Below are 25,398 nucleotides of genomic sequence, written 5' to 3' on the forward strand. Positions count from 1 at the left end.
GAGCAAATAAAAACTTAGACAATGTCATAATGACATTTATTGAATATGAGCAGACATAAAAACATAAAAATAGACACATTGTCTTTTCACAATATGATTGATGAAGATTCAGATTTAATTCCATTATTATCTCCTGAAGATGAAGAGGAAATGAATAAAGAATTAGTGCCTGAAACCTTACCTATTTTACCTTTAAGAAACACTGTTTTGTTTCCGGGAGTAGTCATTCCAATTACTGCCACTAGAGATAAAGCGATAGAGTTGATTAAAGCGGTAAACAAAGGAGATAAGATTTTAGGAATTGTAGCTCAAAAAGATGCAGCTAATAAAAATCCAACTTTTGAGGATGTATACCACACAGGGGTAGTAGCACAAATTTTACGTGTGCTAAAAATGCCTGATGGAAATACTACGGTAATCATTCAAGGTAAAAAGCGTATCAAATTAAATGCGGTAGTGCAAAACGAACCATATATTATGGCTGCTACTTCCGAAATGATTGATGATATGTTTGTGCAAGACTCAGAAGAGTTTAAGGAAATTATTGAAACTGTTAAAGACACAGCTTTAAACGTAATTCAAGAAAACCCTAATATTCCATCCGAAGGAACCTTTGCTATTAAAAACATTCAGAGCAACTCATTTTTAATCAACTTTATATCTTCTAATATTGATTTATCTGTAGAAGAAAAGCAGGAGTTGTTAGAAATCAATAGCTTAAAAGATAGGGCTATTGCAACCTTAAAAAAGTTGAACACCGAGTTACAACGTTTGGAGTTACGTAATGATATTCAGAACAAAACTAGAATTGATTTAGACCAACAACAACGTGAGTATTATTTACATCAGCAATTAAAAACCATTCAAGATGAGTTGGGAGGAAACTCTCACGAAGTTGAAATTCAAGAGTTGCTAAAAAAGGCCAAAAAGAAAAAATGGTCTAAAGATGTTAAAGAAACTTTTGAAAAAGAAGTGACTAGAATGAAGCGTTTGAATCCTCAAATGCCGGAATATTCTATACAGCGTAACTATTTAGAGTTGATGCTGGAGTTACCATGGAATACTTATACCAAAGACAAGTTTGATTTAAAACAAGCAGAAGAAGTTTTAGATCGTGATCACTTTGGATTAGAAAAAGTAAAAGATAGAATTATAGAGCATTTGGCTGTTCTAAAATTAAAAGGAGACATGAAATCTCCAATCATCTGTTTATACGGACCTCCAGGAGTTGGAAAAACTTCTTTAGGAAAATCCGTTGCCGAAGCTTTGGGTAGAAAATATATCAGAATGGCCTTAGGTGGTTTACGTGATGAGTCCGAAATTAGAGGACACCGTAAAACTTATATTGGAGCCATGCCAGGTAGATTGATTCAGAACATTAAAAAAGCGGGGACAAGTAATCCTGTTTTTGTGTTAGATGAAATTGATAAAATGGCTGCGGGTATGCAAGGAGATCCTGCATCGGCAATGTTAGAAGTATTAGACCCTGAACAAAACTCAGCTTTTTACGACAATTTTTTAGAAGTTGGATATGACTTATCTAAAGTAATGTTTATTGCTACTGCCAATAGCATTGGAGATATTCCTTGGGCTTTAAGAGATCGTATGGAAATGATTAATGTTTCTGGATATACAATTGAAGAAAAATTAGAGATTGCCAAGAGACATTTATTGCCAAAACAATTAAAAGAACACGGACTAAAAGCCTCACATTTAAAAATTGGGAAATCTCAATTGGAATTTGTGGTAACGGGTTATACTCGCGAATCTGGAGTGCGTAATTTAGAAAAAGTTATTGCTAAATTGGTTCGTTATGCTGCCAAATCCATCGCTATGGAAGAGGAGTACGAAGTAAGTTTAAATAATGAAATAATTGAAACCATTCTTGGGCCTGCTAGAATGGAACGTGACAAATACGAAAACAACGATGTTGCTGGAGTTGTTACAGGTTTGGCTTGGACAAGTGTTGGTGGTGATATTTTGTTTATTGAATCTATTTTATCTAAAGGAAAAGGATTGTCTATTACAGGAAATTTAGGAAATGTAATGAAAGAATCTGCAACCATTGCTTTAGAATATATCAAAGCAAATGCGGATGCTTTTGGAATCAAACAAAAAACTTTAGACGAAAACAAAGTACATATTCACGTGCCAGAAGGAGCAACTCCTAAAGATGGACCAAGTGCAGGTATTACCATGTTAACTTCTTTGGTTTCTAGTTTTACACAACGCAAAGTAAAATCTAAAATTGCCATGACAGGGGAGATTACTTTAAGAGGTAAAGTGTTACCTGTAGGGGGAATAAAAGAAAAAATATTGGCTGCTAAAAGAGCAAACATCAAAGAAATTATTTTGTGCGAAGCCAATAAAAAAGACATAGAGGAAATTAATGAATCTTATGTAAAAGGATTAAAATTCCACTATGTATCAGAAATGAAAGAAGTGCTAGAAATAGCCTTAACCAAACAAAAAGTGCAAAACGCTAAACGTTTGTAAGCATAATTATTAAAGTTAATTAAAAGCATCTATATTATTTATAGGTGCTTTTTTTATTTGATCATCCCTTCAATAAAATCACCCACATAATAAGAAACCAAAGCGGCCAATAATCCCAATAATAAAGTTTCTGCAACTCCTTTCCATATGGCTTTATGGTTTACATATGATTTTAAGGAACCTACAATAATAAAACCAATTCCGGTACAAATAGAAGAGTATAAAAATACATTTGTGGTGATGGGGTTGATATAATCTACCACATAAGCTAATAAAGGAAAAATACCGATAAATAAGAATGAAATATAGGTTACAAAACCTTTAGACAAAGGGTTTACGCTTTCTTCTATTTTAATAGCATCATTTTTATTATCTGCATATTTTAAATTGTTTTCTTTTTCTGTTTTGGCAGATAAATATGCTCCGATAGACATGGCAAAACCATCGGCAAGTAAATTGGCAAAACCTAGAATAATAATGATAGAACTATCTAAATTAGCTCCTACAGAACCCGCAACCACGGCAAAAGTTGTTACACAACCATCAATTCCTCCATAGACAAATTCGCCTAAGTACTTTTCGGTTTTTTGATATAAAGTTGATGTAGTCGCCATTCTATAGTTTTATTAAACTTATCCTAAAGTTAGGATTTTGTTCGTTTAGAAGCTATAAAAATTGGGATGTGATGTTATTAATAACTGTCCTGTAAGCGTTGTCCTATGATTTGAATAATACGTCTGCCATATTCAGCAGGATTGGTTAAATAGTGATCAAACTCCTCATCGGTAAACATTCCAGAAACAATTCCTACATATTGGTTTCGCATATGTTGATTTCTAGAAACGACTGTTTTTAAAAACTCCATTCTTTTGTCTTTTTCCAAAGTATTGATGTCAAAGTCAGAATGTTTTAAATAGCTGTTAAATAGTGCTATAATAATGTGATGTTGCATTTTAATTACAGGTCGAAGTACAGTGTTTTGGAATTTTTCTGTAGCTGATGTATGCTCGTTAATTTCCGCAGTAGTTATTACAGGTCTTAGGCTTTGTTTGTTTTGCATTACTTTAGTTTTTCTTTTAAAAATTGACCTGTGTATGATTCTTTGTTTTGTGTTAAAGCTTCTGGTGTTCCCATAAACAATACATTTCCTCCATTTTTACCACCTTCTTTTCCTATGTCAATAATATAATCTGCACACTTAATAAAATCTATGTTATGTTCAATCACAATTAGAGAATGTCCGTTTTCTATTAAGGCATTCATAGATTTTAGTAACTTTTTAATATCGTGAAAATGCAATCCTGTAGTAGGTTCATCAAAAATAAATAGAGTAGGTTCTTGTCTACCACCTTTGACCAAGAATGAAGCCAATTTGATACGTTGAGCCTCCCCACCAGAAAGGGTAGAAGAGGACTGACCTAAAGCTACATAACCCAAACCAACATCTTGTAAAGGTTGTAGTTTTTTGCTGATTTTACTTTGTTTGTGTTTTTTGAAAAAACTCAAAGCTTCATCAATAGATAAATTTAAAATATCATCAATATTTTTATCGTGATATTTTACTTCTAACACTTCTTTTTGGAAACGTTTACCATTACAAGTTTCACAAGGCAAGTGTACATCGGCCATAAACTGCATTTCTATGGTTACTTCACCTTCACCTTTACATGTTTCGCATCGTCCACCATCTACGTTAAAAGAAAAATGTTTGGGTTGATAATTACGCATTTTAGCCAAATTTTCGTTGGCAAATAAAGCACGAATATCATCATAAGCTTTGATGTAGGTTACCGGATTAGAACGTGAAGATTTCCCTATAGGATTTTGATCTATAAATTCTACATTTTTAACAGCATCTAAATCCCCTTTAACAGCAGTAACTTCTCCTATTTTATTTCCTTGACCAAAAATGTGTTTTTGTAAAGTAGGATAAACAATATCTTTAACCAAGGTACTTTTTCCACTACCCGAAACTCCTGTAATTACTGACAAACAGTTTAAAGGAATGGTAACATTTATATTTTTTAAGTTGTTTTCTCTAGCGCCAACAACTTCAATTTTATTTTTGGTATTTCTTCTTTTAAGCGGTACTTCAATAATATCGGCACCACTTAAATAATTTGCAGTGTGAGTGCTTGCTTTTAAAATGTCATCATAGGTTCCTTCTGCAACCAATTCCCCTCCAAAAACACCAGCGTTTGGACCAATATCTATAATATAATCGGCCTGTTTCATAATATCTTCATCGTGTTCTACCACAATAACGGTGTTTCCTAAATCTCTTAATTTTTTAAGAACTTCTATCAGTTTTAAACTGTCTTTGGGGTGTAAACCAATACTAGGTTCATCTAAAATATACATAGAACCTACCAAGCTACTCCCTAAAGATGTAGCCAAATTGATACGTTGACTTTCTCCTCCAGACAAAGTATTAGAAGCTCTGTTTAAGGTTAAATACCCTAAACCAACTTTGTCTAAAAAGCCTAAACGGTTGTTGATTTCTACCAACAATCTTTTTCCAATTTCAGCATCGTATTTGTTTAATGATAAGTTTTTCATGAACTGCGTTAACTCATCAATAGGTAAGTTTATCAATTCATTGATGTTTTTATCTCCTACAAAAACATTGTTGGTTTCTGGCCTTAAACGAGTTCCTTTACAAGTGGTACATTTGGTTTTACCTCGGTAACGAGATAACATGACACGGAACTGAATTTTATAACTTTTAGATTCTAAATACTTGAAAAAATCGTGAATTCCCTCAAAAGATTTGGTTCCGTTCCACACCAATTCTTTTTGTGCTTCGGTTAATTCAAACCAAGGCTTATGTACAGGAATATCGTATTCAAAAGCATAATTGATCAAAGCATTTTTGTAATCAGAACTGCTTTCTCCTTTCCAAGGAGCAATACAATCTTCGTAAATAGAAAGAGAAGTATTGGGAATGACTAATTCTTCATCAACACCAATAACATTTCCATACCCTTCACAAGTAGGGCAGGCTCCATAAGGATTGTTAAAACTAAAAAAATGAGTGTTGGGCTCGTAAAAAGTCATGCCATCTAACTCAAACTTATTGCTAAATTCTCTTGTAGATTTATTATTTAGGTTTTCTAAAACACAAAGTCCTTTTCCCTCATAAAAAGCAGTTTGAATAGAATCTGCCAAACGATTATAATAATCTTCATCATCTTTAACAACAATTCTGTCAATCACCAAATTCAGCTTTGTTTTTTTAGTGATTTTAGAAGCATCAACCTCTTCAATTCTATAGGTTTCTTCATCAACCTTAATTCTTGCATACCCTTGTTGAACCAAAATTTGCAAAGCTTTATCAGCATCTCTATCGCCTAAATCATAAGGAGCTAATAATAACAGTTTTGTTCTTTCCTCTAAAGATTTTAGATGGTTAATAACATCAGAAACCGTTTCTTTTTTTACTTCGTTCCCCGAAATAGGAGAGATGGTTTTACCAATACGAGCGTATAAAAGTTTTAGGTAATCGTATATTTCTGTAGTAGTTCCCACGGTAGAACGTGGGTTAGAGGAGTTTACTTTTTGCTCAATAGCAATAGCAGGAGCAATTCCCTTGATATAATCTACCTTAGGTTTGTTTAGTTTTCCTAAAAACTGACGAGCATAAGATGATAAACTTTCTACATACCTACGTTGTCCTTCGGCATATAAAGTATCAAAAGCCAAGCTAGATTTTCCTGAACCGGATAAACCTGTAATTACCACTAATTTGTTTCTTGGAATGGCTACATCAATATCTTTTAAATTGTGTAAACCAGCACCTTTGATTAATATGTATTCTTTAGGAGATAATTTTTCTAGTACTTGACTCATGAATGATGCTTGTGTTGAGAATGTAAAAATAATTTATTTGATGCAATATGAAACCAAAAGATGAGATTATATAAATTCATGAGTAATTAAATTTTTGGTATATTTATTGCTCCTAAAGAATTAATATTAACGCTAAAATCAATTGCTTATTCCACAAAATTACATCAACTAATAAAAGTAATTAATAGATGGATTTTACACCTAAGCACTCAGATGCTGTCCTAGTTTCTATGTATATAAAGGGAAACGAAGATTGCTTGTCTGAATTGATTTCTAGACACCAAGAAAAAATATTTGGTTATATATATTCTAAAACTTTTGATAAGGAACTTTCTGATGATCTTTTTCAAGACACCTTTATTAAAATAATTCACACTTTAAAAAGAGGAAAATACAACGAAGAAGGTAAGTTTTTGCCTTGGGCTTTGCGTATTGCCCATAATTTAACCATGGATTATTACCGTGATAAAAAGCGAAAAAAAACAAAATACGCATCTGAAAATTATGATGTTTTTGATTTTTTAGCCGCAGAAGATTTAAATGCAGAAGATAAAATTGAGTTAGAACAAACGCTAAATAAAATTACAAATCTGATTGATTTTTTACCTGCAGACCAACAAGAAGTACTAAGAATGAGAATTTTTATGGACTCTAGTTTTAAAGAAATTGCAGAACATACCAATGTAAGTATAAACACTGCTTTGGGAAGAATGCGATATGCCTTAATTAATTTGAGAAAAATTTTAGAAGAAAAAGAAGTAGTAAAAAATAATTAAAACAATAAAAGCATATATCTGTCGTTGTAATAATAAATTTAAACATAGATATATGACAAAAAACTACTCTGACGCTTCATTTAACAAAAAGATGAACACCCTTAATTTACAACCGAAAAAAGAAACTGTTTCTTTTTTATTAAGTTTTTCAAAATCCCTAAGCATTGTGAAAGGAAACATGTTAAAAGAAATAAGGTTTGACAAAAATTAATGTCAAACCTTATTTTATTTTTTCTTTTTTAAATATTCTTCTATCACTGTTTTTCTACCAATGGTTTTGGTAATGATATCTTTATCTAAATCCCAACCTCTAGCAGGGGAATATTCACGTCCGTAATAAATAATTTGCAAATGTAATTTGTTCCAAGTATGTTCTGGAAATAAACGTTTGGCATCTTTTTCTGTTTGTTCTACGTTTTTTCCATTGGTCAATCCCCACCTGTACATCAATCTATGAATGTGAGTGTCTACAGCAAAAGCAGGAATGTTAAAAGCCTGACTCATGACCACACTAGCAGTTTTATGTCCCACAGCAGGTAAAGCCTCTAAATCTTTAAAATTAGCAGGAACTTTTCCATCGTGCTTATCAATTAAAATTTGAGAAAGACCGTGAATCCCTTTAGATTTCATAGGAGACAAACCAACTGGTTTGATGATTTCTCTAATTTCATCAACAGATAACTTAATCATATCATAAGGATTGTCTGCTTTGGCAAATAATAATGGTGTAATAGTGTTTACACGAGCATCGGTACTTTGGGCAGACATCAACACCGCAATTAATAAAGTATAAGGATCTTTATGATCTAAAGGAATGGGTGTCTCAGGATATAAATCTTCTAAAGTATCTAGTACAAATTGTACTTTTTCTTGTTTTAACATAGGTATCAGTTTCCTGTCAAAAGTAAGTATTTCTATATAAAATTACAGGAGTAGCTATCATTTGTTTAGACTTTGCTATAGTATGAGAAAATAAACTTTTTAATTTTAAAATTATCCCTGTATATTTTTACTTTTACTTCATGAAAAAGTTTATCCCCGCTTATTTACTAACCTTTGTAAATGTTTTAGGTTTTAGTTTATTAATGCCAATTCTTCCTTTTGTGGTTGATAGTTATGGAGCCCCTAAATGGGTGTTTGGTTTGTTAATAACACTATATAGTGCTTTTCAGTTTATAGGAGCGCCTTTATTAGGTTCTATGTCTGATGCCAAAGGAAGAAAGCCCATTTTATTAATTAGCCAAGCAGGAACTTTATTAAGTTGGATTATATTCATCATAGCTATTTGTTTGCCTGAATATCAAATTTTAGGGTTTGCATTGCCATTGTGGATTGTGGCTTTGTCTAGAATTTTAGATGGAATTACAGGAGGAAACACTTCTGTTACCAATGCCTATGTAAGTGATATGACTACCCTAAAAGAAAAATCATACATATTTGGTTATTTAGGAGGAATTGTTGGAGTAGGAATGATTATTGGTCCTGGTTTAGGAGGAATTACAGCTTCAACCCCAATAGGATATTTAGGAACTTTATTAACGTCTGTATTAATTTCTACTGTTACTTTAATCACTATTTTTAAATGGTTAAAAGAATCTCATCCGGTAGAAAAAAGAACTTTAAAGCAAAAAGTAAGTTTGTGGGAAGTGATTTATATTCCGTTAAGAATTAAAAAAGTAGATCCTTCGCCTATGATTAAAGTTTTGTTTTCTATGAAATTTTTCTTTTCGGCCATGATGGGATTTTACATAGGAACCATGGCACTTTTTTTAATTGATTTGTTTGGTTTTAATGTAAAAGAATTAGGTTTTTTTATGTTTATTATTGGTTTGTTCCTATCATTTAATCAAGCTTTTGTTTCAAAGTTTTTTATTCAAAAATTAGGAGCTTTTAAAACATTAATTTTAGGATTACTTTGTTGTGCTGTTGGATTAGTTGCCATTACATTAACCAAAAATATTTGGCTATTTATTCCTTCTTATTATATATTAAACCTTGGACTTTCTTTATGTTTTCCTGTGTTTAATTCTTTAATATCTGTAAATGCCAATCCTAAAAAACAAGGAGAGATTATGGGAATTAGCGAGGCGATTAACTCTTTTTGTATGGCTTGTTTTCCTGTTGTTTCGGCCATTATATATACTGCCATAGGAAGTAATTTATATCGCTTATTAATCATTTTGCCTCTTATGGCATTGATATTTGCGTTTGTTGGAGTTAAAAAATATGGGAAAAGTACTTTTCAGGGGTAGATACTTATATTTAGTTAGAAAATAATGAATAGAATACTAGTAACAGGAGGTACAGGAAATATTGGAAAATGGGTAGTCCATTATTTATGAAAATTTAGCTGAATCAATAGATAACTCTCTTGGTTATTGTGCTGGAAAGGAACTATATTTATTCTTTCAAGAATTATAATAAAAATAAGTTATAATGATAAAATATATATTATACTCAATTTATAAATTTTGTTCCAGAGGAGATAAGGCAAAAAAAAATGGAATGGAAGATATAGCTTACACTTCATTCTTAGTTATACTTTCAATTATACCAACTATAGTTATTGGTGTTTTTTTGAAAAAAAAAGGTTTTATTTTATTTCAAAACCATAGTATTTTCAATAAAATATATTACTTTATAATTTTTATGTCTGTTTCGTTTGTCTGGAGTAAATTGTTAAAAAAAAAATGGATAGAGAAGATAAAGTTAACTAAGGATCAAATGAAAAAAAACAGGTTTTATTTTTGGGGATTTATATTAATACTACTTATATGGTTTATAGTAAAATGAAAGATGAACGAGTTGAAATTCTTAAGGTTTTTAAGACCCGCTTTTTAGACTCTGACAGTTTAAATATAAAAAATCAGTACCTATTTACGCTATTACAAATTATGAGTTAAATCAAAATCATTATAAATTTTAAGACTATTTCTTTGTTAATTATAAGTAAAGATAAGCTAATAACAACTTTTGTTTTTAGCTACTATCTAATTCTTAACTTTCCTTGTCTACAATTTAGTCATCCTAACTGCTTTCTCTATATTTGTGGTTCTTTAAAAACAATAATATATGGAGATGTTAAAAGTAGGAGATAAAGCTCCTAATTTTGAAGCGATAGATCAGAATGAAAAAACAGTAAAATTAAGCGATTTTGCAGGAAAAAAATTAGTTGTTTTCTTTTATCCTAAAGCAAGTACTCCTGGTTGTACAGTAGAAGCCTGTAATTTAAGAGACAATTACCAAACTTTTTTAGCTCAGAATTATGAGGTGGTAGGAGTAAGTGCAGATTCTGTAAAAAGACAATCAAATTTTGCCAACAAACAAGAGTTGCCTTTTTCTTTATTGGCAGACGAAGACAAAAAAGTGATTGAGGCTTTTGGTGTTTGGGGGCCTAAAAAGTTTATGGGTAAAGAATATGATGGAATTCATAGAACTACTTTTGTGATTGATGAAAATGGTATCATCATTGAGGTAATTACCAAAGTAAAAACCAAAGAGCATACCGCTCAAATTTTAAAATAAATATATGGATCAAGTTATTCTTGTAAACGAGCAAGACGAACCAATAGGAACCATGGAGAAAATAGAAGCACATGAAAAAGCTTTGTTACACAGAGCCTTTTCCGTTTTTGTTTTTAATGATGCTGGAGAATTAATGTTGCAACAACGTGCAGCAGATAAATATCACTCACCTTTGTTGTGGACCAACACTTGTTGTAGCCATCAAAAAGTAGGGGAAACTAACGTACAAGCTGGTAAACGAAGACTACAAGAAGAAATGGGCTTTAGTACAGAATTAAAAGATGTATGTTCTTTTATTTATAAAGCTCCTTTTGATAATGGTTTAACAGAGCATGAATTTGATCATGTGTTAACAGGTGTATATAATGATGAACCTAATTTAAATCCAGAGGAAGCAGAAGCTTATAAGTGGATGAAGTTAGAAGACGTAAAAGTAGATATAGAAAAGAATCCTGAAATTTATACTGCTTGGTTTATTATTATTTTCGAAAAGTTTTACGAGTTTATTAGTCAATAATGGAAAAGATTAAGAGAAAGTTTTTTGTAGGAATCATCTTTGCAGTAGCAGCCAGTTTGGTAAGTGTTTTGGTAAATTACCACAGTAATTTATGGGAATTAGTAAAGTATAATGCAGAAAGTATAGGTCTTAATTTTTTACTTTTCTTTTTAGCCGGTTATGTGCTTTTAGGAAACTTATTTGCAAATAAAAAAGTTGATTAATCATGGAGATTACCGTACATAGAGTTGCTTATTTTAATGCAGCCCACCGCTTGTTTAGACCTGATTGGGATGATGCTAAAAACTTTGAGGTTTTTGGTAAGTGTAGCAATCCTAATTATCATGGTCATAATTACGAGTTGGTGGTATCTGTTACAGGACCTATAGACCAAGAAACAGGTTTTGTAATGGATTTAAAAATCTTAAAAAAACTGATTAAGTTAGAGGTAGAAGATACCTTAGATCATAAAAATTTAAATTTAGAAATACCTGAATTTAAATCGACAAATCCTACGGCTGAAAATATTTCAATTTATATATGGAATAAGTTAAGAACTCACATTCCATCTCACTTAAAATTGGCGATTACTTTATATGAAACGCCAAGAAATTACGTAACTTATTCAGGAAAATAATTTATTATGAAAGTAATTGCAATGATTCCTGCTCGTTTACAAGCGACCAGATTTCCTAAAAAACTATTAAGAGATTTATGTGGTAAAACGGTAATTACCAGAACTTATGAAGCTACTGTAAACACCGGTTTGTTTGATGCCGTTTATGTAGTAACAGATAGTGATGAAATCAAAGCTGAAATAGAAAATAACGGGGGACAAGTAATTATGAGTCTAAAAGAACACGAGTGTGGTTCTGATAGGATTTCCGAAGCAGCCGATATGGTTGCAGGAGATATCATTATTAACGTTCAGGGAGATGAGCCATTTACTAGAATAGAGCCTTTAGAAGATTTAATTGAGGTTTTTAAAAACGATATCAAAGGAGAAATTGCTGTAGCTTCTTTGGTTCATACCATGGAAGATTGGCATGAAATTGTAAACCCTAACAATGTAAAAGTTGTTTTAGACAATAATAATTGTGTTATGTATTTTTCTAGGGCTCCAATACCGCATCCTAGAGACAAAGAAGTTGATGTAAAATACTACAAACACATTGGAATTTATGCTTTTAGAAGACATGCTTTGTTAAATTTTCCTAAAATGAAAATGTGTCAGAATGAAGCTACTGAAAAGTTAGAAGGAATCCGTTTTTTAGAACATGGAATGAAAATGAAAATGGTAGAAACTCCTTTTAAAGTAATTGGTATTGATACTCCAGAAGATTTAGAAAAAGCAAAACAATTATTACAAAATGGCTAAATACAAAGTCATTGCTTTTGATGCAGATGATACGCTTTGGGTAAACGAACCTTATTTTAGAGAAGCCGAAGATGAATTTGCAAAACTGTTGTCTATTTACGAAACAGAAAATAAGGTTCAACAAGAACTTTACAAGGTTATTATAGGAAACATTCCTTTATATGGTTATGGAGTAAAAAGTTGCATTTTATCTATGATTCAATGTGCAACAGAACTTTCCAACAATCAACTCCCTGCAAATATTACCCAGCAAATTTTAGAGATCGGTAAAAACATGTTAACCAAACCCATTGAGTTATTACCTGGGGTTGAAGAGGTATTAAAAACGTTATCTAAAACATATACACTTATCGTTTTAACCAAAGGAGATTTATTAGATCAAGAAAAAAAATTAGACCGTTCTGGCTTATTAAATTATTTTCATCACGTAGAAGTGATGAGTGAAAAAAATCCAGAGGGGTATCAACGTATTTTAAAACATTTAGACATTGCGCCTAAAGATTTTTTAATGATAGGAAACTCCTTAAAATCAGATATATTACCAGTTTTACAGATAGGAGCAGAGGCCATTCACATTCCTTTTCATTCTATTTGGCAATTCGAAACAGTTGCCAAAAATAAATTAGAAAATCAGCAATATAAAACATTAAGTTCCGTTAAAAATTTATTAGAGATTCTCTAAATTTAACTTAGTATTAATACTGAAATTTAAAATTTTAGTGGAAATTAACAAATGTTTAAGTTATATTTGTGATGCTATAAATAAAAATGAAAAATGCCTAGAGAAATGTACACCTATACCCTAAACATACTTGAGAAAGTAAGTTTTGATGTAGATTTATTTATTAATGAATTTAATAAGGCCACCAAAAGATTATTACCTCACGAAATCAACGAACTTCATCTTTGGGTAACTAACTTTATCTTTATGAACCCCCATTTAGAACCTGCTTCACTTGTGTTAAATGCAGAAGTTTAATATCAAAAAAACTTAGGGTTTATTTAGAATGCTTTTCTATATTTGCAACCGAAATGTTTCATAGATTTATTCTCATCATATTATTGACAGCTTTGTCACTACGTCCTGCATATTTTGTTGGGAACGTGGTTTATTATGAAACACACTTGAGTGAAATTATAGAAAAATATTGTGTTAATAAAGACAAACCAGAATTACAGTGTAATGGTCAATGTCATTTAGCCAAAGAAATTACTGCGATAGATGCTTCTAATGATAGTAAAGCAACGCTAGAGGTAAGTGCTGCATTTTTTCCTGTGTATTTTCAATCCATAGAACAAACAAGTTTAGCATTTTTTTCTACTAAGGAAATAACTTCATATTTTGATTACGACTTTAAATATTCATACTTATTAAGTCACAAAATCAATAAACCCCCAATGGTTTAATTTTAAATAATTCGTAGGCATTATTATGCCCTTTTATGACTTCGTTACTATTACGAATGTCATCACACATTTATTTATTTAAAATTTATTAAACCATAAAAATGAAAACTTTTAAAAAATTGGCTTTGTTAGCCTTAACAACTATTACTTTAATTTCTTGTAGTAAAAAAGAAGATATTGAAAACCCAACTTTTTCAATAAAATTAGATCATACCGCTAATATTGGAGACGTATTATATGATGGAGCTGGTAACGGGTACATTTTAAATAAATTAAAATATTTTGTTACAGATATAGAATTACACAAATCTAATGGAGAAAAAGTAGTGATAGATAACGAAGTTGGAGCTACTATTATTGATTTAGAAAACGCTGTAGAAGGTGGTGCTATTGTTTATAATGATATTGTAGGAGTAGAAAAAGGTGCTTATACTTCGGTATCTTTTAAAATTGGAGTTAGTGATGAAATTTTTAACCAAGGTGAAGAAGCTCAAGGTAGAATATTAGAGTTGGCTAATGAAAACGGTGGAGATATGATTTGGTCTTGGACTACTGGATACATTTTTGCTAAGATAGAAGGAGAATTAACAGGAACAACTGGTAGCAATAGCGAAGACGATGGACATGGTGATCATGCTCATAAAACCACTAGTACTTATAAAGTAGCTCATAATGGTGTAGACCATGACATAGAAGGAACAGCATTTATGAGACATGTTGCTAATTCTGGAAGTGATGATACTAGAACAGATAGAGTTAGAACAATTACTTTAGATTTTAACGGACAAGAAGTAGTTGTTGGTAATGTAGATAGTTCTATTCACTTAAAAGTAGATGTGGCTAAATTTTTAGATGGTAGTGAAAAAATAGATATAGTAGCAACAGATCCAGGCGCTATGACAGCTTCTACTACAGAGATTGCAGATAACTTAGAAGATGTGTTTTCTTTTGATCACAAGCACTAATCAACAAAACAAAAAAGTTCTGTATTTTATTTAAATACAGAACTTTTTTTCATGTTTATGAAAAATATCCTAATATATATAGGGTGCTGTGTTTTTCTATCTTGTTCTTCGGAAAAAATAGATGAGAATAACATATATAAACCTTTTGAGCAACCAGCTAATTTTAAAACGGCTACTTACAATTTTGGTGGAGAAAACATCAAAGATGAAGAGGCTGTTTTTAATCTTGGAAGAGCCTTGTTTTATGAAGGAAAATTATCATCGGATAATAGTATTTCTTGTGCTGAATGTCATAATCAATATTTTGCATTTACCCATCATGGTCACACTTTAAGCGCAGGTGTTAACGAGGCTTTGGGAACTAGAAATGCTCAGCCAATTCAGAATATGGCTTTTATGGATACTTTTACCTGGGATGGTGCTTTAGAACAACTAGGGAGACAACCTATGATTCCTATTACAGCAGAGGTAGAAATGAATTCTACTTTTGAAGAAGTAAAAGAAAAATTAAATAAGGATAACAAATATATTTCTTTGTTTAAAAAAGCATATCACTCTGGAAAAATTACTGAAGCAACTATTTTAAAAGCTTTAGGTAATTTTATGGGAATGATGGTTTCAAACAACTCAAAATACGACAAGTACATAAGAGGTGAAGAAGGAGGAACATTTACGGAACAAGAAAAAAGAGGATTAGAAACGTTTAATAATAAATGTGCTACTTGCCATAGTGGAAGTTTATTTACAGATGAATCATATAGAAATAATGGTTTAAGTGTAAATAAATTTATTCCAAATGAAAAAGGAAGACAAGTTATTAGTGAAAAGGATGAAGATTTTTACAAATTTAAAGTCCCTAGTTTACGTAATGTAGAACGTTCTTACCCTTATATGCATGATGGTAGACTTTCTTCCCTAAAAAAAGTATTGGATTTTTATGACTCAAAAGTAGAAGATACTCCTAACTTAGATCCTTTGTTAAAAAATGGAGATAGACTTGGAATTCCATTAACGGATGATGAAAAAGATGATATTATTGCTTTTTTAAAGACGCTAACAGATTATGAATTTTTAAATGACCCACGTTTTGAAGCACCTTAAAAAAATTAGTATTGTTTTAATAACAATATTTTCAATAAATTCTTATGCTTGTGATGTTTGTGGTTGTGGAGCAGGAAACAGTTCTAGTACACAATATAGCAACTACAATTATTTTGGCCTTTCTTATAATTACATGCATTTTAATTATAAAGAAGGGATCCATTCAACTTCACCCATAGGAACCGATAATATTAATTCTGTACAATTAACAGGGCAGTATTTTATAACAGGTAGATTAAGTATAAATACAATGATTCCTTTTCAGTTTAACGAAAGAGAAGCAAGTACAGGTACTGTTCAAAATCATGGATTAGGTGATATATCTTTAACCGGATTATTCAACTTATTTCACAATGATGATAATCAATCTTTAAGAATAGGAGTAGGAGTAAAACTACCAACAGGTAAATTTGATTTGATAAGGGCTAATGCCAATAACGCTTCTAGTATTTCTGCTACCCAATTAGGAACAGGAGCTTTAGATGTTATTTTTCCTTTGCAATATGCAATCCAAATAAATGATATAAGTTTTCAAGCAAATGCAACGTATTTTTATAAAACGGAGAACAAATATTATTTTAAATACGGAGATCAAACACAAATTCAAGCCAAAGTAAGTTATCTTTTTAAAGAAACTACTAAAGCTAGTTGGAGTGTTTCGGGTGGAGTTAGTTATGATAAGTTTTTAAACTCTAAAACAAGTGGAAGCGCTAATTTTAATACAGATGGTGTCATGACCAATGCCATTATTGGATTAAAGTGTGAATTACAAAAATTAGCTATCGGAATTAATTACCAAACTCCAATAGACCAAAAATTGGTAAATAACGATGTAACTTTTAATCGAGGTTTAGGTATATATACCCATTGGAAGTTTTAAACGTTTAAAAAATTAAAACCCGCATTTGAATATTCAAATGCGGGTTTTCTCTTATGTTGTTAGTAACTTATTTTAGTGTATAAATCCAAAATATCCAAAAAGAACTCCTAAGGCTAATAGTAAATAAGCTATTATTTTTGTGTTTTCAGGTTTTAACAGACTATATCTAAATCCTTGTGCTTGTTCTGGAGCAATAATTAATAAAACTCCTTTTATTAACGCAATCCAACCAAAAATACTGATGATCATTCTCCAATCATTTTCCCAATAATGGTGTGTGGTTACAATAAGTACCCCAAAAATAATGGCTAAAAACCCGCTTAAAAAAATAAAAGAAGGTGTTACTAGTAATTTTCCAATTTCCTCTTTATAGAAATTAGGGCTAATTAACATTCCTAATCCAAAAGCAACATAAACAGTAGCAAAAATTCGAGTAATAATAATTGTAGTTTCCATAACTAATCGTTTTTAAATGTTATATAAATATAAGAACTGAAAATAAATTATAATATGACAATTATCAACTTATTTTGTTAAAACAAAGATTTTGTTAGGAGGATTAAAACCCATTTCTTTGCATTAATCTTAATCACCTTTAAAGTGTTGTTTAAACCTTATTTTGTTGATGTTTTATTGCCTATTCCTTTAGAAAGACAGTTTACTTATTGTATTACTGAAGAGGAAGCTCATTTCTTAAAAAAAGGAATGAGGGTAGCGGTACCTTTTGGTAAAAGTAAAATATATACAGGTATTGTTTATCAGGTTCACGAAAATGAGCCTCAAGCTTATGAAGCTAAGGATATTTACCAAATTTTAGATGATGCTCCTGTATTAACAGAAACACAATTAAAACATTGGGAGTGGTTGGCAAATTACTATATGTGTTCTTTAGGCGAAGTACTTAGAGCGGCATTTCCTTCGGTTTTTTTATTAGAAAGTGAAACGATAGTTTTGGCAAATCCTGACTTTAGCGATGTAGAGACCCTGTCTGCAGATGCTTATTTAATTTATGAAGCTTTACAAAGACATTCTCAAATCACCATTTCTCAGGTAGTTAATATACTTTCTAAAAAGAACATTTTCCCTATTTTAAAGGGAATGATAGATATGGAAGCTATCAGTTTAAAAGAGGAGATATATGAACAATATCAGCCCAAAATGGTGGCCTATATTCGTTTGGCAAAACAATGGGAGGACAAAGAAAAGTTACAAGAATTATTAGGATTATTATCTCGTTCTGAAAAACAGAGAACTTTGGTGATGCATTATTTTATGTTAAAAGCCAAAGAATCATCACCTATAAAAAAGAAAGATCTTTTAACAAGTTCTGGTATTAGTACTTCTGTTTGTAAAGGATTAGAAAACAAAGGTGTTTTTGAGGTTTACGAATTACAAACCGATAGAGTCTCATTTGGTGAAGCAAGTCAATCTATACCAGAACTAAGCAATGAGCAACAAACGGCTTTTAAAGAAATTAAAGCCACTTTTAGTCAAACAGATGTGTGTTTGTTCCATGGAGTTACTGGAAGTGGTAAAACTGAAATTTACGCACATTTAATTCAAGAGGTAATAAACAAGGGGGAACAAGTTTTGTTTTTGGTTCCAGAAATTGCTTTAACCACTCAGTTAATTATACGTTTACAACGATTTTTTGGAGATGATTTAAGCGTTTATCATTCCAAATATTCACAGAATGAAAGGGCAGAAGTTTGGAATCATATTTTAAAGGGTTCTGACAAAGCTAAAATCATTTTAGGAACACGATCTGCAACTTTACTACCATTTCAAAATCTAGGGTTGATTATTGTGGACGAAGAGCATGAATCATCTTACAAACAATTTGATCCTGCACCAAGATATAATGCCAGAGATGCAGCTATTGTATTGGCTAAACTGCATAAAACACAAGTTGTTTTAGGTTCTGCTACACCAAGTTTGGAATCGTTTTATAATACCAAAAACGGAAAATACGGTTTGGTAAATTTAGATCGTAGGTTTGGACAAGTACAAATGCCTAAAATTCATTTGGTTGATATAAAGGAGAAGCACAAAAAAAAGAGAATGACAGGTCATTTCTCAGATACCTTATTAACTGCTATTAAAGAAGCTTTAGAGTTAAAAGAACAAGTTATTTTGTTCCAAAACAGACGTGGTTTTGCTCCGTTAATTGAATGTGGAACTTGTGGTGTAACTCCGCAATGTCCTAATTGTGATGTGAGTTTAACAGAACATAAATACAAGCATGAGCTTCGTTGTCATTACTGTGGATATCACCGAGCTATTCCTTTGCAATGTGATGCTTGTGGGAGTGCAGAGTTATCGAGTAAAGGGTTTGGTACAGAGCAAATTGAACAGGAGTTGTTAAACCTTTTTCCAGATAAAAATATTGGTCGTTTAGATTTAGATACAACGCGAGGAAAATACGGATATGCTAAAATTATTGATGCTTTTCAGCATGGAGAAATAGACATATTGGTAGGAACACAAATGCTATCAAAAGGATTGGATTTTAGCAATGTGACTTTGGTTGGAGTACTCAACGCAGACAACATGTTAAACTTTCCAGATTTTAGAGCTCACGAACGAAGTTTTCAAATGTTAACTCAAGTTTCGGGTAGGGCAGGACGTAGTCAAAAACAAGGACAAGTATTGATTCAAACTTTTAATCCTTATCATCAAATATTGCAGCAAGTAACCACTAATAGTTATGAGCAAATGTATCACGAACAAATTACAGATAGACGTAATTTTTATTACCCTCCATATTTTAGGTTGATTCAAATCACCTTAAAACACAAAGATTTCAATCTGTTAAACGAAGGTTCGGAATGGTTAGGAAAATCTTTAAAAAACAGTTTTGGGAAAAACTTATTAGGGCCTACAGCACCATCTGTAGCAAGAGTCAGGAATTTATACATCAAACAAATTATGATTAAAATCCCGCCAAAACAATCGGTTCCAGCTACTAAAGATTATATCAAAAAAGTAAGAACGATGTTTGAATCTATTGGACGTTATAGAGCCATTAGAATGAATATTGATGTAGATGCTTATTAAATAAAATAGCGCTATAATTCCTTATAACGCTATTCTTTACTATTTAATGTTAAATGAGTTTATTTATTTGTTTTTCCCACTCATCAACCAATTGTATTTCGCCACTAAGTTCTGTGTTTTCTTCATTATATAATTCTAACTTAATTTCTTTAAAACTTTTATCAATAGGTTTAAAATTAAGTTCAATTTTTACGATAAAATCTCCATTGTTTGCTTTGGTGATTGTTCTTGTTTTAATGGCTTGACAGCTTTTAATTTTGGAAAGATCTATAGATTTAGATAAATTGATTTCTTTTCGTTCTCTATAAAAGAAAACATGTTTATTATTCTTATCCAATCCTATCACAAAATCACCACAAAACTCATGATGACTAATACTACATTTGTGTTTGGTTGCAATGTTAATTAATGATTGCAACATCTTTTTTTGTTTTTGAGTGTTATTATAACGAATCATTATAAAAGGGGCTATGCATATTATTAATATAACAGCCACAACAATGGAATTTCCTAAATCCATATTAAGGTATTTTAAGGTTTTATATTCTAGATTTTGAACTAGATAGTTATAGGATTGACCCTATATAGACACTACCAAGTTGATGATGTAAAAAACAAAACGATTACCAAAAGTATTGAAAAGGAAAAATAAGATCGAGCTTTCTACGATTGATGAGCACATTCCTAGAAAAAATGACATTTTTAGAGAATTTTGTTAAAAAAAGGATTTCTGCTTTTTTAACAATAGACCATAATTCTGAAGATGTTTTTTTAACATCGGGAACGGGAAAAAAATCAACATTCTCTACAATGTTTTCACCAATAGATACTGGACAATAAAGTTTTGCAGAATAGCTTAAAATATTTTTTTCTTGTGAAAAAGTGTTTTGAGTGTTAAGTTCTAATGAAGTTAACATTTTAGGAACAGCACTAATGGCAAAGCAATAGATGACTGTTAGGGTTATAAAATTTAAAATTTTATTTTTCACAATGTAAATATAATTAAGTTATTTTTTATTGAGGTATCAAAAACTCAAGTATGTTAACTTTAAAATTTTAAATCTTTTATAATAGGTTAGAACTTATTTATTACTGCTATATTTTATATGATTAATCTAAATTACAAACGAAATAAAGCTGCTTTTATAATTCTTAATTCATTATTTTAGACCTCGTATTTTAATGAATAATTAATTAGGTTATAATACCAAAAAATGAGAGACACTAGAACCACCAATATGCTATTACTAATTATAGTAATTCCGTTTATATTTTTTCTTTTAAAAACCTTGTCCTTTATTTTTATACCCTTAGTATTGGCGATGTTTATTGCTTTGCTTTTTTTACCCTTAATGAGATGGTTTAACAGAAAAGGTGCTCCAAAATTTATTGGAATTAGTGCGGTTATTTTAGTAATTGCTGGGGTTGGTAAAATAGGATTAGAGCTGGTAAAATTATCTAGTAATGAAATAATCAAAGCAAATAGTACTTTTTTTCAGAAAGCTGAAACCAAAATAGTGGATTTGGTAGTCATGATAGAAAAGTATTTAGGAGTGGTAAGGGTAGAGGGAGATTCTCTTGTTAATCATTATTTAAACGGTGGGAACTTAATAGAGAAAATTGCTCCTTCATTAGATTTTGTAGGAAATGTAGTATCTATGAGTTTAATGACTTTGTTTTTTGCAATTCTGTTATTGGCAGGTTCTATTGATACTGAGAAATTACTAAACAATACGGTTTTTAAATACAAATACGCATCGGTAAAAACGTTTAGAAAAATAGAGAAGGACATTATAACTTTTATAAAAGTAAAGTTTGTAATTAGTTTACTAACGGGAATTGGTTTTAGTTTGGCTTGTGTCTTTTTTGATGTTAGTTTCCCTATTTTCTGGGGATTATTGGCTTTTTTACTAAACTTTATTCAAATGATAGGATCTATAGTTTCTATTGTTTTGCTTTCTGTTTTTGCCTTGGTAGAAATAGAAGTAATGAGTACTTTGTTATTTTTTGTGTTAACAATTACTGGCGTACAAGTAGTTTTTGGAAGTGTTTTAGAACCTATTTTTATGGGGAAAACTTTTTCTATAAACGTAATTACTATTTTAGTAATGTTAATGCTTTGGGGATTTATTTGGGGAATTCCAGGATTGATTTTATCAATTCCAATTACAGTAATTATTAAAATTATTTTAGACCAATTTCCTAAATATCATGTAATATCCAGTTTGATGGCTGGAGATGTTGCTAAAAAGTAAACACAGATGATTTAAAGTTTGAAACTAAAAAATTTAGGATTCATATTTAATAACTCTGGTTTGGGAATTCTTTTTTAATGCTTCTTTGGCACTTGTTAAATCAACAAATTCATCAGTTTCATAATGTAAAAAAGAAACTTCTTTACACAAGCGTTCAGTTTCTTTTAAAGCGTTTCCATGAAAATCAGTATGTACAAAAGCTAACATATCTTCCATGCTATCCCAATGGGTAAAAGAATAAAATGTTTTAATTCCTTTGTTATCTAGTTGGGCTTTTAAGTTGCCTTTGCTGTTTTGTGCCTGATTGTAAATTTGTTTAGACAGCTTTAAAAACTCAGGTAATAAGGTGAGTTTTTTTAATTTGAATTCGCCTATAGAAACAATCATTTAATCAAACTTAGCATAGAATTTTCCGTTCCATTTTCCTTGTACACGCAATACTTGTTCTACGATATCACGTACACAACCTTCTCCACCATTTTTTGGAGATACATATTTAGAAATGGCTTTAATTTCTGGAGCTGCATCTTGTGGCGCACAAGGCATTCCAACCAATTCCATCACAGGATAATCAGGAACATCATCACCCATATAAACGATTTCTTCTGGGTTTAATTGATGTTTTTCTAAAATTTCATGATATTTTTCAATCTTATCATGCACTCCTAAATAAATATCTTTAATCCCTAAACCTTCTAATCTTGTTCTAACACCTTCGTTACTTCCACCAGAAATAATACAAACAGGATAACCTGCATCAACAGCAGATTTTAAAGCATATCCATCTTTAATATTCATATTTCTCACCAATTCACCATTCGGAAAAATAGTTACCATTCCATTGGTTAAAACACCATCTACATCAAAAATAAATGCTTTAATATCGTTTAATAATTCTTTATAACTTAATGCCATGGTCTTCTTGTATTGATTTTGTTAATATTTGATATACTTCTTTATCTGTACCTTTTAATTGATTTAAATGCTTTTCTATAGTTTGTATATCATTTCTAAGTGCTGGCCCTGTTTGAGCTACCTTAGGTGGTAAAATTTGTGTTTTTAAAAAAGTTTCTTGTAATAAAGGCTGTAGAATTTGAAAATCAATTTTATGTTCTTTACAAAGATCATAAGCAATTCCCATAATTCTATTGCTAAAGTTATTAGCAAATACAGCAGCTAAATGTAGTTTTTGTCTTTTGTCTTCGGATAACTCATAAACGTTTTGAGCAATCATATGAGCAAAATTCTGTAAAACTCCATAATCCCCAACGAACTCTGTTTCTATACAAACAGGCACTCCTTTAAAGTTGATTTTCTTTTCTTTACTAAAACTTTGTGCAGGATAAAATACGCCACGTCTAGGAGCGTTAAGAATTTTAAAAGATTTGGTACCAGCAGTATGTACAATTAATCCTGATAAATGAGATAAATCCAAAGTTTTAATCACATCATCAGGCAAAGCCACAATATAAATATCGGCTTTTTTTAAATCTTTTAATACTGTAGTAGTAGGAGTTAGCCCCTTGTATAATTCTAAGCCCTCCAAAGAGCGATTGTAGATTTCTACTAATTGAACCATAGGGCTGTTAATACAAGCCTTAATCAAATGGGTTCCTACCTTACCCGTACCAATTATACTTACTTTTATCATAAAGCCAAAAATAAGAACATTTTTCACTTAGAAGAAAAAAATTAGATTTGATTTCAATAAAGGGGAAGTGTATCTTTGAGTAACAATAAACACAAATTGCTTATGAAATTTTTATTGATTGTTGTTCCCGTATTATTAATGGGGATTTACGCTTTTAAAAGACAAAAAACTTTGATTACGAATACTAAAAAATCTATTTATGATTTTATAGTAAAAGATATTCAAGGAAACTCTTTTGATTTCTCTACTTTAAGAGGAAAAAAAATAATGATTGTAAACACTGCCTCTAAATGTGGACTAACACCACAATACAAACAATTAGAAGAAATTTACACTAAATATAAAGACGATCAAAACTTTGTAATTATAGGATTTCCTGCCAATAATTTTATGCGTCAAGAACCGGGAGAAAACAAAGAAATTGCTGAGTTTTGTGAATTAAACTACGGTGTTACTTTTCCCATGATGGAAAAAATTGATGTAAAAGGAAAAAATCAAGCAGAGATTTACCAGTTTTTAACTAAGAAACAATTTAACGGATATAAAGATTCTAAAGTAAAATGGAATTTTCAGAAATACCTAATTGGTAGAGATGGAAAGTTAGAAATGATTATAAATCCACAAACAAAACCAAATGACCCAAGTGTAATTGCTTGGATAACAAAATAAATATGAGTTTTAAATTAGATATATTAGCCATAGGGGCACACCCAGATGATGTAGAATTAGGATGTGGGGCAACTGTTGCTAAAGAAGTTGCAGAAGGAAAATTAGTTGGAATTTTAGATTTAACTAAAGGAGAGTTAGGCACAAGAGGAACCCCTAAAATTAGAGCTATGGAAGCAGAAGCTTCTGCAGGAATATTAGGTGTAATGGTAAGAGAAAACTTAGGACTTCCTGATGGATTTTTAGAAAACACCAAAGATTACCAATTAAAAATAGTAGAGATTATCCGTAAATATCAGCCAGATATCGTTTTGTGTAATGCGATTGATGATAGACATCCAGATCATGCTAAAGCAAGTAAATTAACTTCTGATGCTTGTTTTTTATCAGGATTAAGAGCTATTAAAACGGATATAGGTTATGGAGAACAGGAAGCCTGGAGACCTAGAACGGTATTACATTATATACAGTGGAAAAATATAGAACCAGATGTTGTGGTTGATGTTACTGATTTTATAGATGTAAAAGAAAATGCTATCAAAGCATTTAAATCTCAATTCTACGACCCTAATAGTAATGAGCCAGAATCGCCAATTACAAGTAAAAATTTTATTGACAGCGTTATTTATAGAGCCAGAGATTTAGGAAGATTATCTGGAGTAGAATTTGCAGAAGGCTTTACCACAGAACGTTACGTTACGGTTAAAAATTTATCTGATATTTTTTAATTTTTTTCTTTGTAGAAACTAAGAAACATCTTATATTTGCAACCGCTAACGCGAAAGCGCGCAAATGGTGGTTGTAGTTCAGTTGGTTAGAACGCCTGATTGTGGTTCAGGAGGTCGCCGGTTCGAATCCGGTCTTCCACCCAAGAGTTGAAAACTCTTTACTATAAA

General features: G+C 31.0%; 28 protein-coding genes and 1 tRNA gene. 19 read left to right on the forward strand and 10 right to left on the reverse strand.

The features are described from left to right. The first annotated feature begins 45 nt into the window (after positions 1-45). The gene (gene lon, locus AXE80_RS06325) at positions 46-2,496 is read left to right on the forward strand and encodes an endopeptidase La (protein ID WP_068825504.1); all 2,451 of its coding nucleotides are present in this window, start codon (positions 46-48) and stop codon (positions 2,494-2,496) included. Positions 2,497-2,549: 53 nt separating this feature from the next. Here the strand turns inward: lon and AXE80_RS06330 are convergent, their stop codons facing one another. The 3 genes from AXE80_RS06330 to uvrA form a co-directional block, all read right to left on the reverse strand. After that, the gene (locus tag AXE80_RS06330; RefSeq protein WP_068825506.1) at positions 2,550-3,110 is read right to left on the reverse strand and encodes a VIT1/CCC1 transporter family protein; all 561 of its coding nucleotides are present in this window, start codon (positions 3,108-3,110) and stop codon (positions 2,550-2,552) included. Positions 3,111-3,187: 77 nt separating this feature from the next. Then, complete coding sequence (locus tag AXE80_RS06335) at positions 3,188-3,556, reverse strand: hypothetical protein (RefSeq protein ID WP_068825508.1); 369 nt, start codon at positions 3,554-3,556, stop codon at positions 3,188-3,190. Beyond that, complete coding sequence (uvrA, locus tag AXE80_RS06340) at positions 3,556-6,345, reverse strand: excinuclease ABC subunit UvrA (protein ID WP_068825510.1); 2,790 nt, start codon at positions 6,343-6,345, stop codon at positions 3,556-3,558. Before uvrA ends, AXE80_RS06335 begins: the two co-directional genes overlap by 1 nt. A 188-nt stretch (positions 6,346-6,533) precedes the next feature. Here uvrA and AXE80_RS06345 point away from each other — a divergent pair, with 188 nt between their 5' ends. After that, on the forward strand, positions 6,534-7,121 hold the full coding sequence (locus AXE80_RS06345) for an RNA polymerase sigma factor (RefSeq protein ID WP_068825512.1): 588 nt from the start codon (positions 6,534-6,536) through the stop codon (positions 7,119-7,121). 225 nt (positions 7,122-7,346) lie between these two features. Here AXE80_RS06345 and AXE80_RS06350 read toward each other — a convergent pair whose 3' ends face one another. Then, the gene (locus AXE80_RS06350; RefSeq protein ID WP_068825514.1) at positions 7,347-8,003 is read right to left on the reverse strand and encodes an endonuclease III domain-containing protein; all 657 of its coding nucleotides are present in this window, start codon (positions 8,001-8,003) and stop codon (positions 7,347-7,349) included. Between the two features lie 140 nt (positions 8,004-8,143). On the opposite strand from AXE80_RS06350, the gene AXE80_RS06355 reads away from it, so the two are divergent. The 12 genes from AXE80_RS06355 (at position 8,144) to AXE80_RS06415 (ending at position 16,873) form a co-directional block, all read left to right on the forward strand. Then, positions 8,144-9,373, forward strand: coding sequence for an MFS transporter (locus AXE80_RS06355; protein ID WP_068825516.1), 1,230 nt, complete (start codon positions 8,144-8,146; stop codon positions 9,371-9,373). A gap of 820 nt (positions 9,374-10,193) precedes the next feature. Then, positions 10,194-10,646: a thioredoxin-dependent thiol peroxidase gene (gene bcp / locus AXE80_RS06365; RefSeq protein ID WP_068825520.1), complete on the forward strand. Its 453-nt coding sequence runs from the start codon at positions 10,194-10,196 to the stop codon at positions 10,644-10,646. Positions 10,647-10,650: 4 nt separating this feature from the next. Beyond that, a complete protein-coding gene (idi, locus tag AXE80_RS06370; protein ID WP_068825522.1) occupies positions 10,651-11,163 on the forward strand; it encodes an isopentenyl-diphosphate Delta-isomerase in 513 nt (170 codons plus the stop codon). Beyond that, positions 11,163-11,366, forward strand: coding sequence for a hypothetical protein (locus AXE80_RS06375; protein ID WP_068825524.1), 204 nt, complete (start codon positions 11,163-11,165; stop codon positions 11,364-11,366). Before idi ends, AXE80_RS06375 begins: the two co-directional genes overlap by 1 nt. Before the next feature lie 2 nt (positions 11,367-11,368). Further along, positions 11,369-11,779 (forward strand): 6-pyruvoyl trahydropterin synthase family protein, encoded by a 411-nt coding sequence (locus AXE80_RS06380; RefSeq protein WP_068825526.1) that lies wholly within the window; start codon positions 11,369-11,371, stop codon positions 11,777-11,779. A gap of 6 nt (positions 11,780-11,785) precedes the next feature. After that, positions 11,786-12,520: a 3-deoxy-manno-octulosonate cytidylyltransferase gene (gene kdsB, locus AXE80_RS06385; protein ID WP_068825528.1), complete on the forward strand. Its 735-nt coding sequence runs from the start codon at positions 11,786-11,788 to the stop codon at positions 12,518-12,520. Next, on the forward strand, positions 12,513-13,202 hold the full coding sequence (locus AXE80_RS06390; protein ID WP_068825530.1) for an HAD family hydrolase: 690 nt from the start codon (positions 12,513-12,515) through the stop codon (positions 13,200-13,202). Before kdsB ends, AXE80_RS06390 begins: the two co-directional genes overlap by 8 nt. Before the next feature lie 93 nt (positions 13,203-13,295). Next, the gene (locus AXE80_RS06395) at positions 13,296-13,499 is read left to right on the forward strand and encodes a hypothetical protein (RefSeq protein ID WP_068825532.1); all 204 of its coding nucleotides are present in this window, start codon (positions 13,296-13,298) and stop codon (positions 13,497-13,499) included. A 53-nt stretch (positions 13,500-13,552) separates the two neighbouring features. After that, the gene (locus AXE80_RS06400) at positions 13,553-13,927 is read left to right on the forward strand and encodes a hypothetical protein (protein ID WP_157359356.1); all 375 of its coding nucleotides are present in this window, start codon (positions 13,553-13,555) and stop codon (positions 13,925-13,927) included. Positions 13,928-14,028: 101 nt separating this feature from the next. Then, positions 14,029-14,892: an MbnP family protein gene (locus AXE80_RS06405; RefSeq protein WP_068825534.1), complete on the forward strand. Its 864-nt coding sequence runs from the start codon at positions 14,029-14,031 to the stop codon at positions 14,890-14,892. 57 nt (positions 14,893-14,949) lie between these two features. Then, on the forward strand, positions 14,950-15,993 hold the full coding sequence (locus AXE80_RS06410) for a cytochrome-c peroxidase (RefSeq protein ID WP_068825536.1): 1,044 nt from the start codon (positions 14,950-14,952) through the stop codon (positions 15,991-15,993). Further along, on the forward strand, positions 15,980-16,873 hold the full coding sequence (locus tag AXE80_RS06415; protein WP_157359357.1) for a transporter family protein: 894 nt from the start codon (positions 15,980-15,982) through the stop codon (positions 16,871-16,873). Before AXE80_RS06410 ends, AXE80_RS06415 begins: the two co-directional genes overlap by 14 nt. 72 nt (positions 16,874-16,945) lie before the next feature. Here AXE80_RS06415 and AXE80_RS06420 read toward each other — a convergent pair whose 3' ends face one another. Continuing rightward, on the reverse strand, positions 16,946-17,329 hold the full coding sequence (locus tag AXE80_RS06420) for a hypothetical protein (RefSeq protein ID WP_068825540.1): 384 nt from the start codon (positions 17,327-17,329) through the stop codon (positions 16,946-16,948). A gap of 144 nt (positions 17,330-17,473) precedes the next feature. On the opposite strand from AXE80_RS06420, the gene priA reads away from it, so the two are divergent. Further along, positions 17,474-19,930: a replication restart helicase PriA gene (gene priA, locus AXE80_RS06425; protein WP_237340640.1), complete on the forward strand. Its 2,457-nt coding sequence runs from the start codon at positions 17,474-17,476 to the stop codon at positions 19,928-19,930. Between the two features lie 49 nt (positions 19,931-19,979). Here the strand turns inward: priA and AXE80_RS06430 are convergent, their stop codons facing one another. Both AXE80_RS06430 and AXE80_RS06435 read right to left on the reverse strand, forming a co-directional pair. After that, a complete protein-coding gene (locus AXE80_RS06430) occupies positions 19,980-20,351 on the reverse strand; it encodes a hypothetical protein (protein WP_157359358.1) in 372 nt (123 codons plus the stop codon). A 202-nt stretch (positions 20,352-20,553) separates the two neighbouring features. Beyond that, on the reverse strand, positions 20,554-20,919 hold the full coding sequence (locus AXE80_RS06435; RefSeq protein ID WP_157359359.1) for a hypothetical protein: 366 nt from the start codon (positions 20,917-20,919) through the stop codon (positions 20,554-20,556). A 225-nt stretch (positions 20,920-21,144) separates the two neighbouring features. Between AXE80_RS06435 and AXE80_RS06440 the strand changes: the two genes are divergently transcribed. Further along, complete coding sequence (locus AXE80_RS06440; protein WP_068825545.1) at positions 21,145-22,185, forward strand: AI-2E family transporter; 1,041 nt, start codon at positions 21,145-21,147, stop codon at positions 22,183-22,185. A 33-nt stretch (positions 22,186-22,218) separates the two neighbouring features. Here AXE80_RS06440 and AXE80_RS06445 read toward each other — a convergent pair whose 3' ends face one another. The 3 genes from AXE80_RS06445 to AXE80_RS06455 are packed head-to-tail and all read right to left on the reverse strand — an operon-like array spanning position 22,219 to position 23,836. After that, positions 22,219-22,572 (reverse strand): hypothetical protein, encoded by a 354-nt coding sequence (locus AXE80_RS06445; protein WP_068825547.1) that lies wholly within the window; start codon positions 22,570-22,572, stop codon positions 22,219-22,221. Next, positions 22,573-23,100: a KdsC family phosphatase gene (locus AXE80_RS06450; protein ID WP_068825549.1), complete on the reverse strand. Its 528-nt coding sequence runs from the start codon at positions 23,098-23,100 to the stop codon at positions 22,573-22,575. It abuts the gene before it with no gap. Continuing rightward, on the reverse strand, positions 23,084-23,836 hold the full coding sequence (locus AXE80_RS06455) for a Rossmann-like and DUF2520 domain-containing protein (RefSeq protein WP_068825551.1): 753 nt from the start codon (positions 23,834-23,836) through the stop codon (positions 23,084-23,086). Before AXE80_RS06455 ends, AXE80_RS06450 begins: the two co-directional genes overlap by 17 nt. Positions 23,837-23,938: 102 nt before the next feature. Between AXE80_RS06455 and AXE80_RS06460 the strand changes: the two genes are divergently transcribed. The 3 genes from AXE80_RS06460 (at position 23,939) to AXE80_RS06470 (ending at position 25,372) form a co-directional block, all read left to right on the forward strand. Next, a complete protein-coding gene (locus AXE80_RS06460; protein ID WP_068825553.1) occupies positions 23,939-24,505 on the forward strand; it encodes a glutathione peroxidase in 567 nt (188 codons plus the stop codon). Positions 24,506-24,507: 2 nt separating this feature from the next. Next, complete coding sequence (gene bshB1 / locus AXE80_RS06465; RefSeq protein WP_068825555.1) at positions 24,508-25,230, forward strand: bacillithiol biosynthesis deacetylase BshB1; 723 nt, start codon at positions 24,508-24,510, stop codon at positions 25,228-25,230. 66 nt (positions 25,231-25,296) lie between these two features. Then, a tRNA-His gene (locus AXE80_RS06470) sits at positions 25,297-25,372 on the forward strand. The last annotated feature ends 26 nt before the right edge of the window (positions 25,373-25,398 follow it).

It is taken from the genome of Wenyingzhuangia fucanilytica, from assembly GCF_001697185.1.
Taxonomy (GTDB): Bacteria; Bacteroidota; Bacteroidia; order Flavobacteriales; family Flavobacteriaceae; genus Wenyingzhuangia; species Wenyingzhuangia fucanilytica.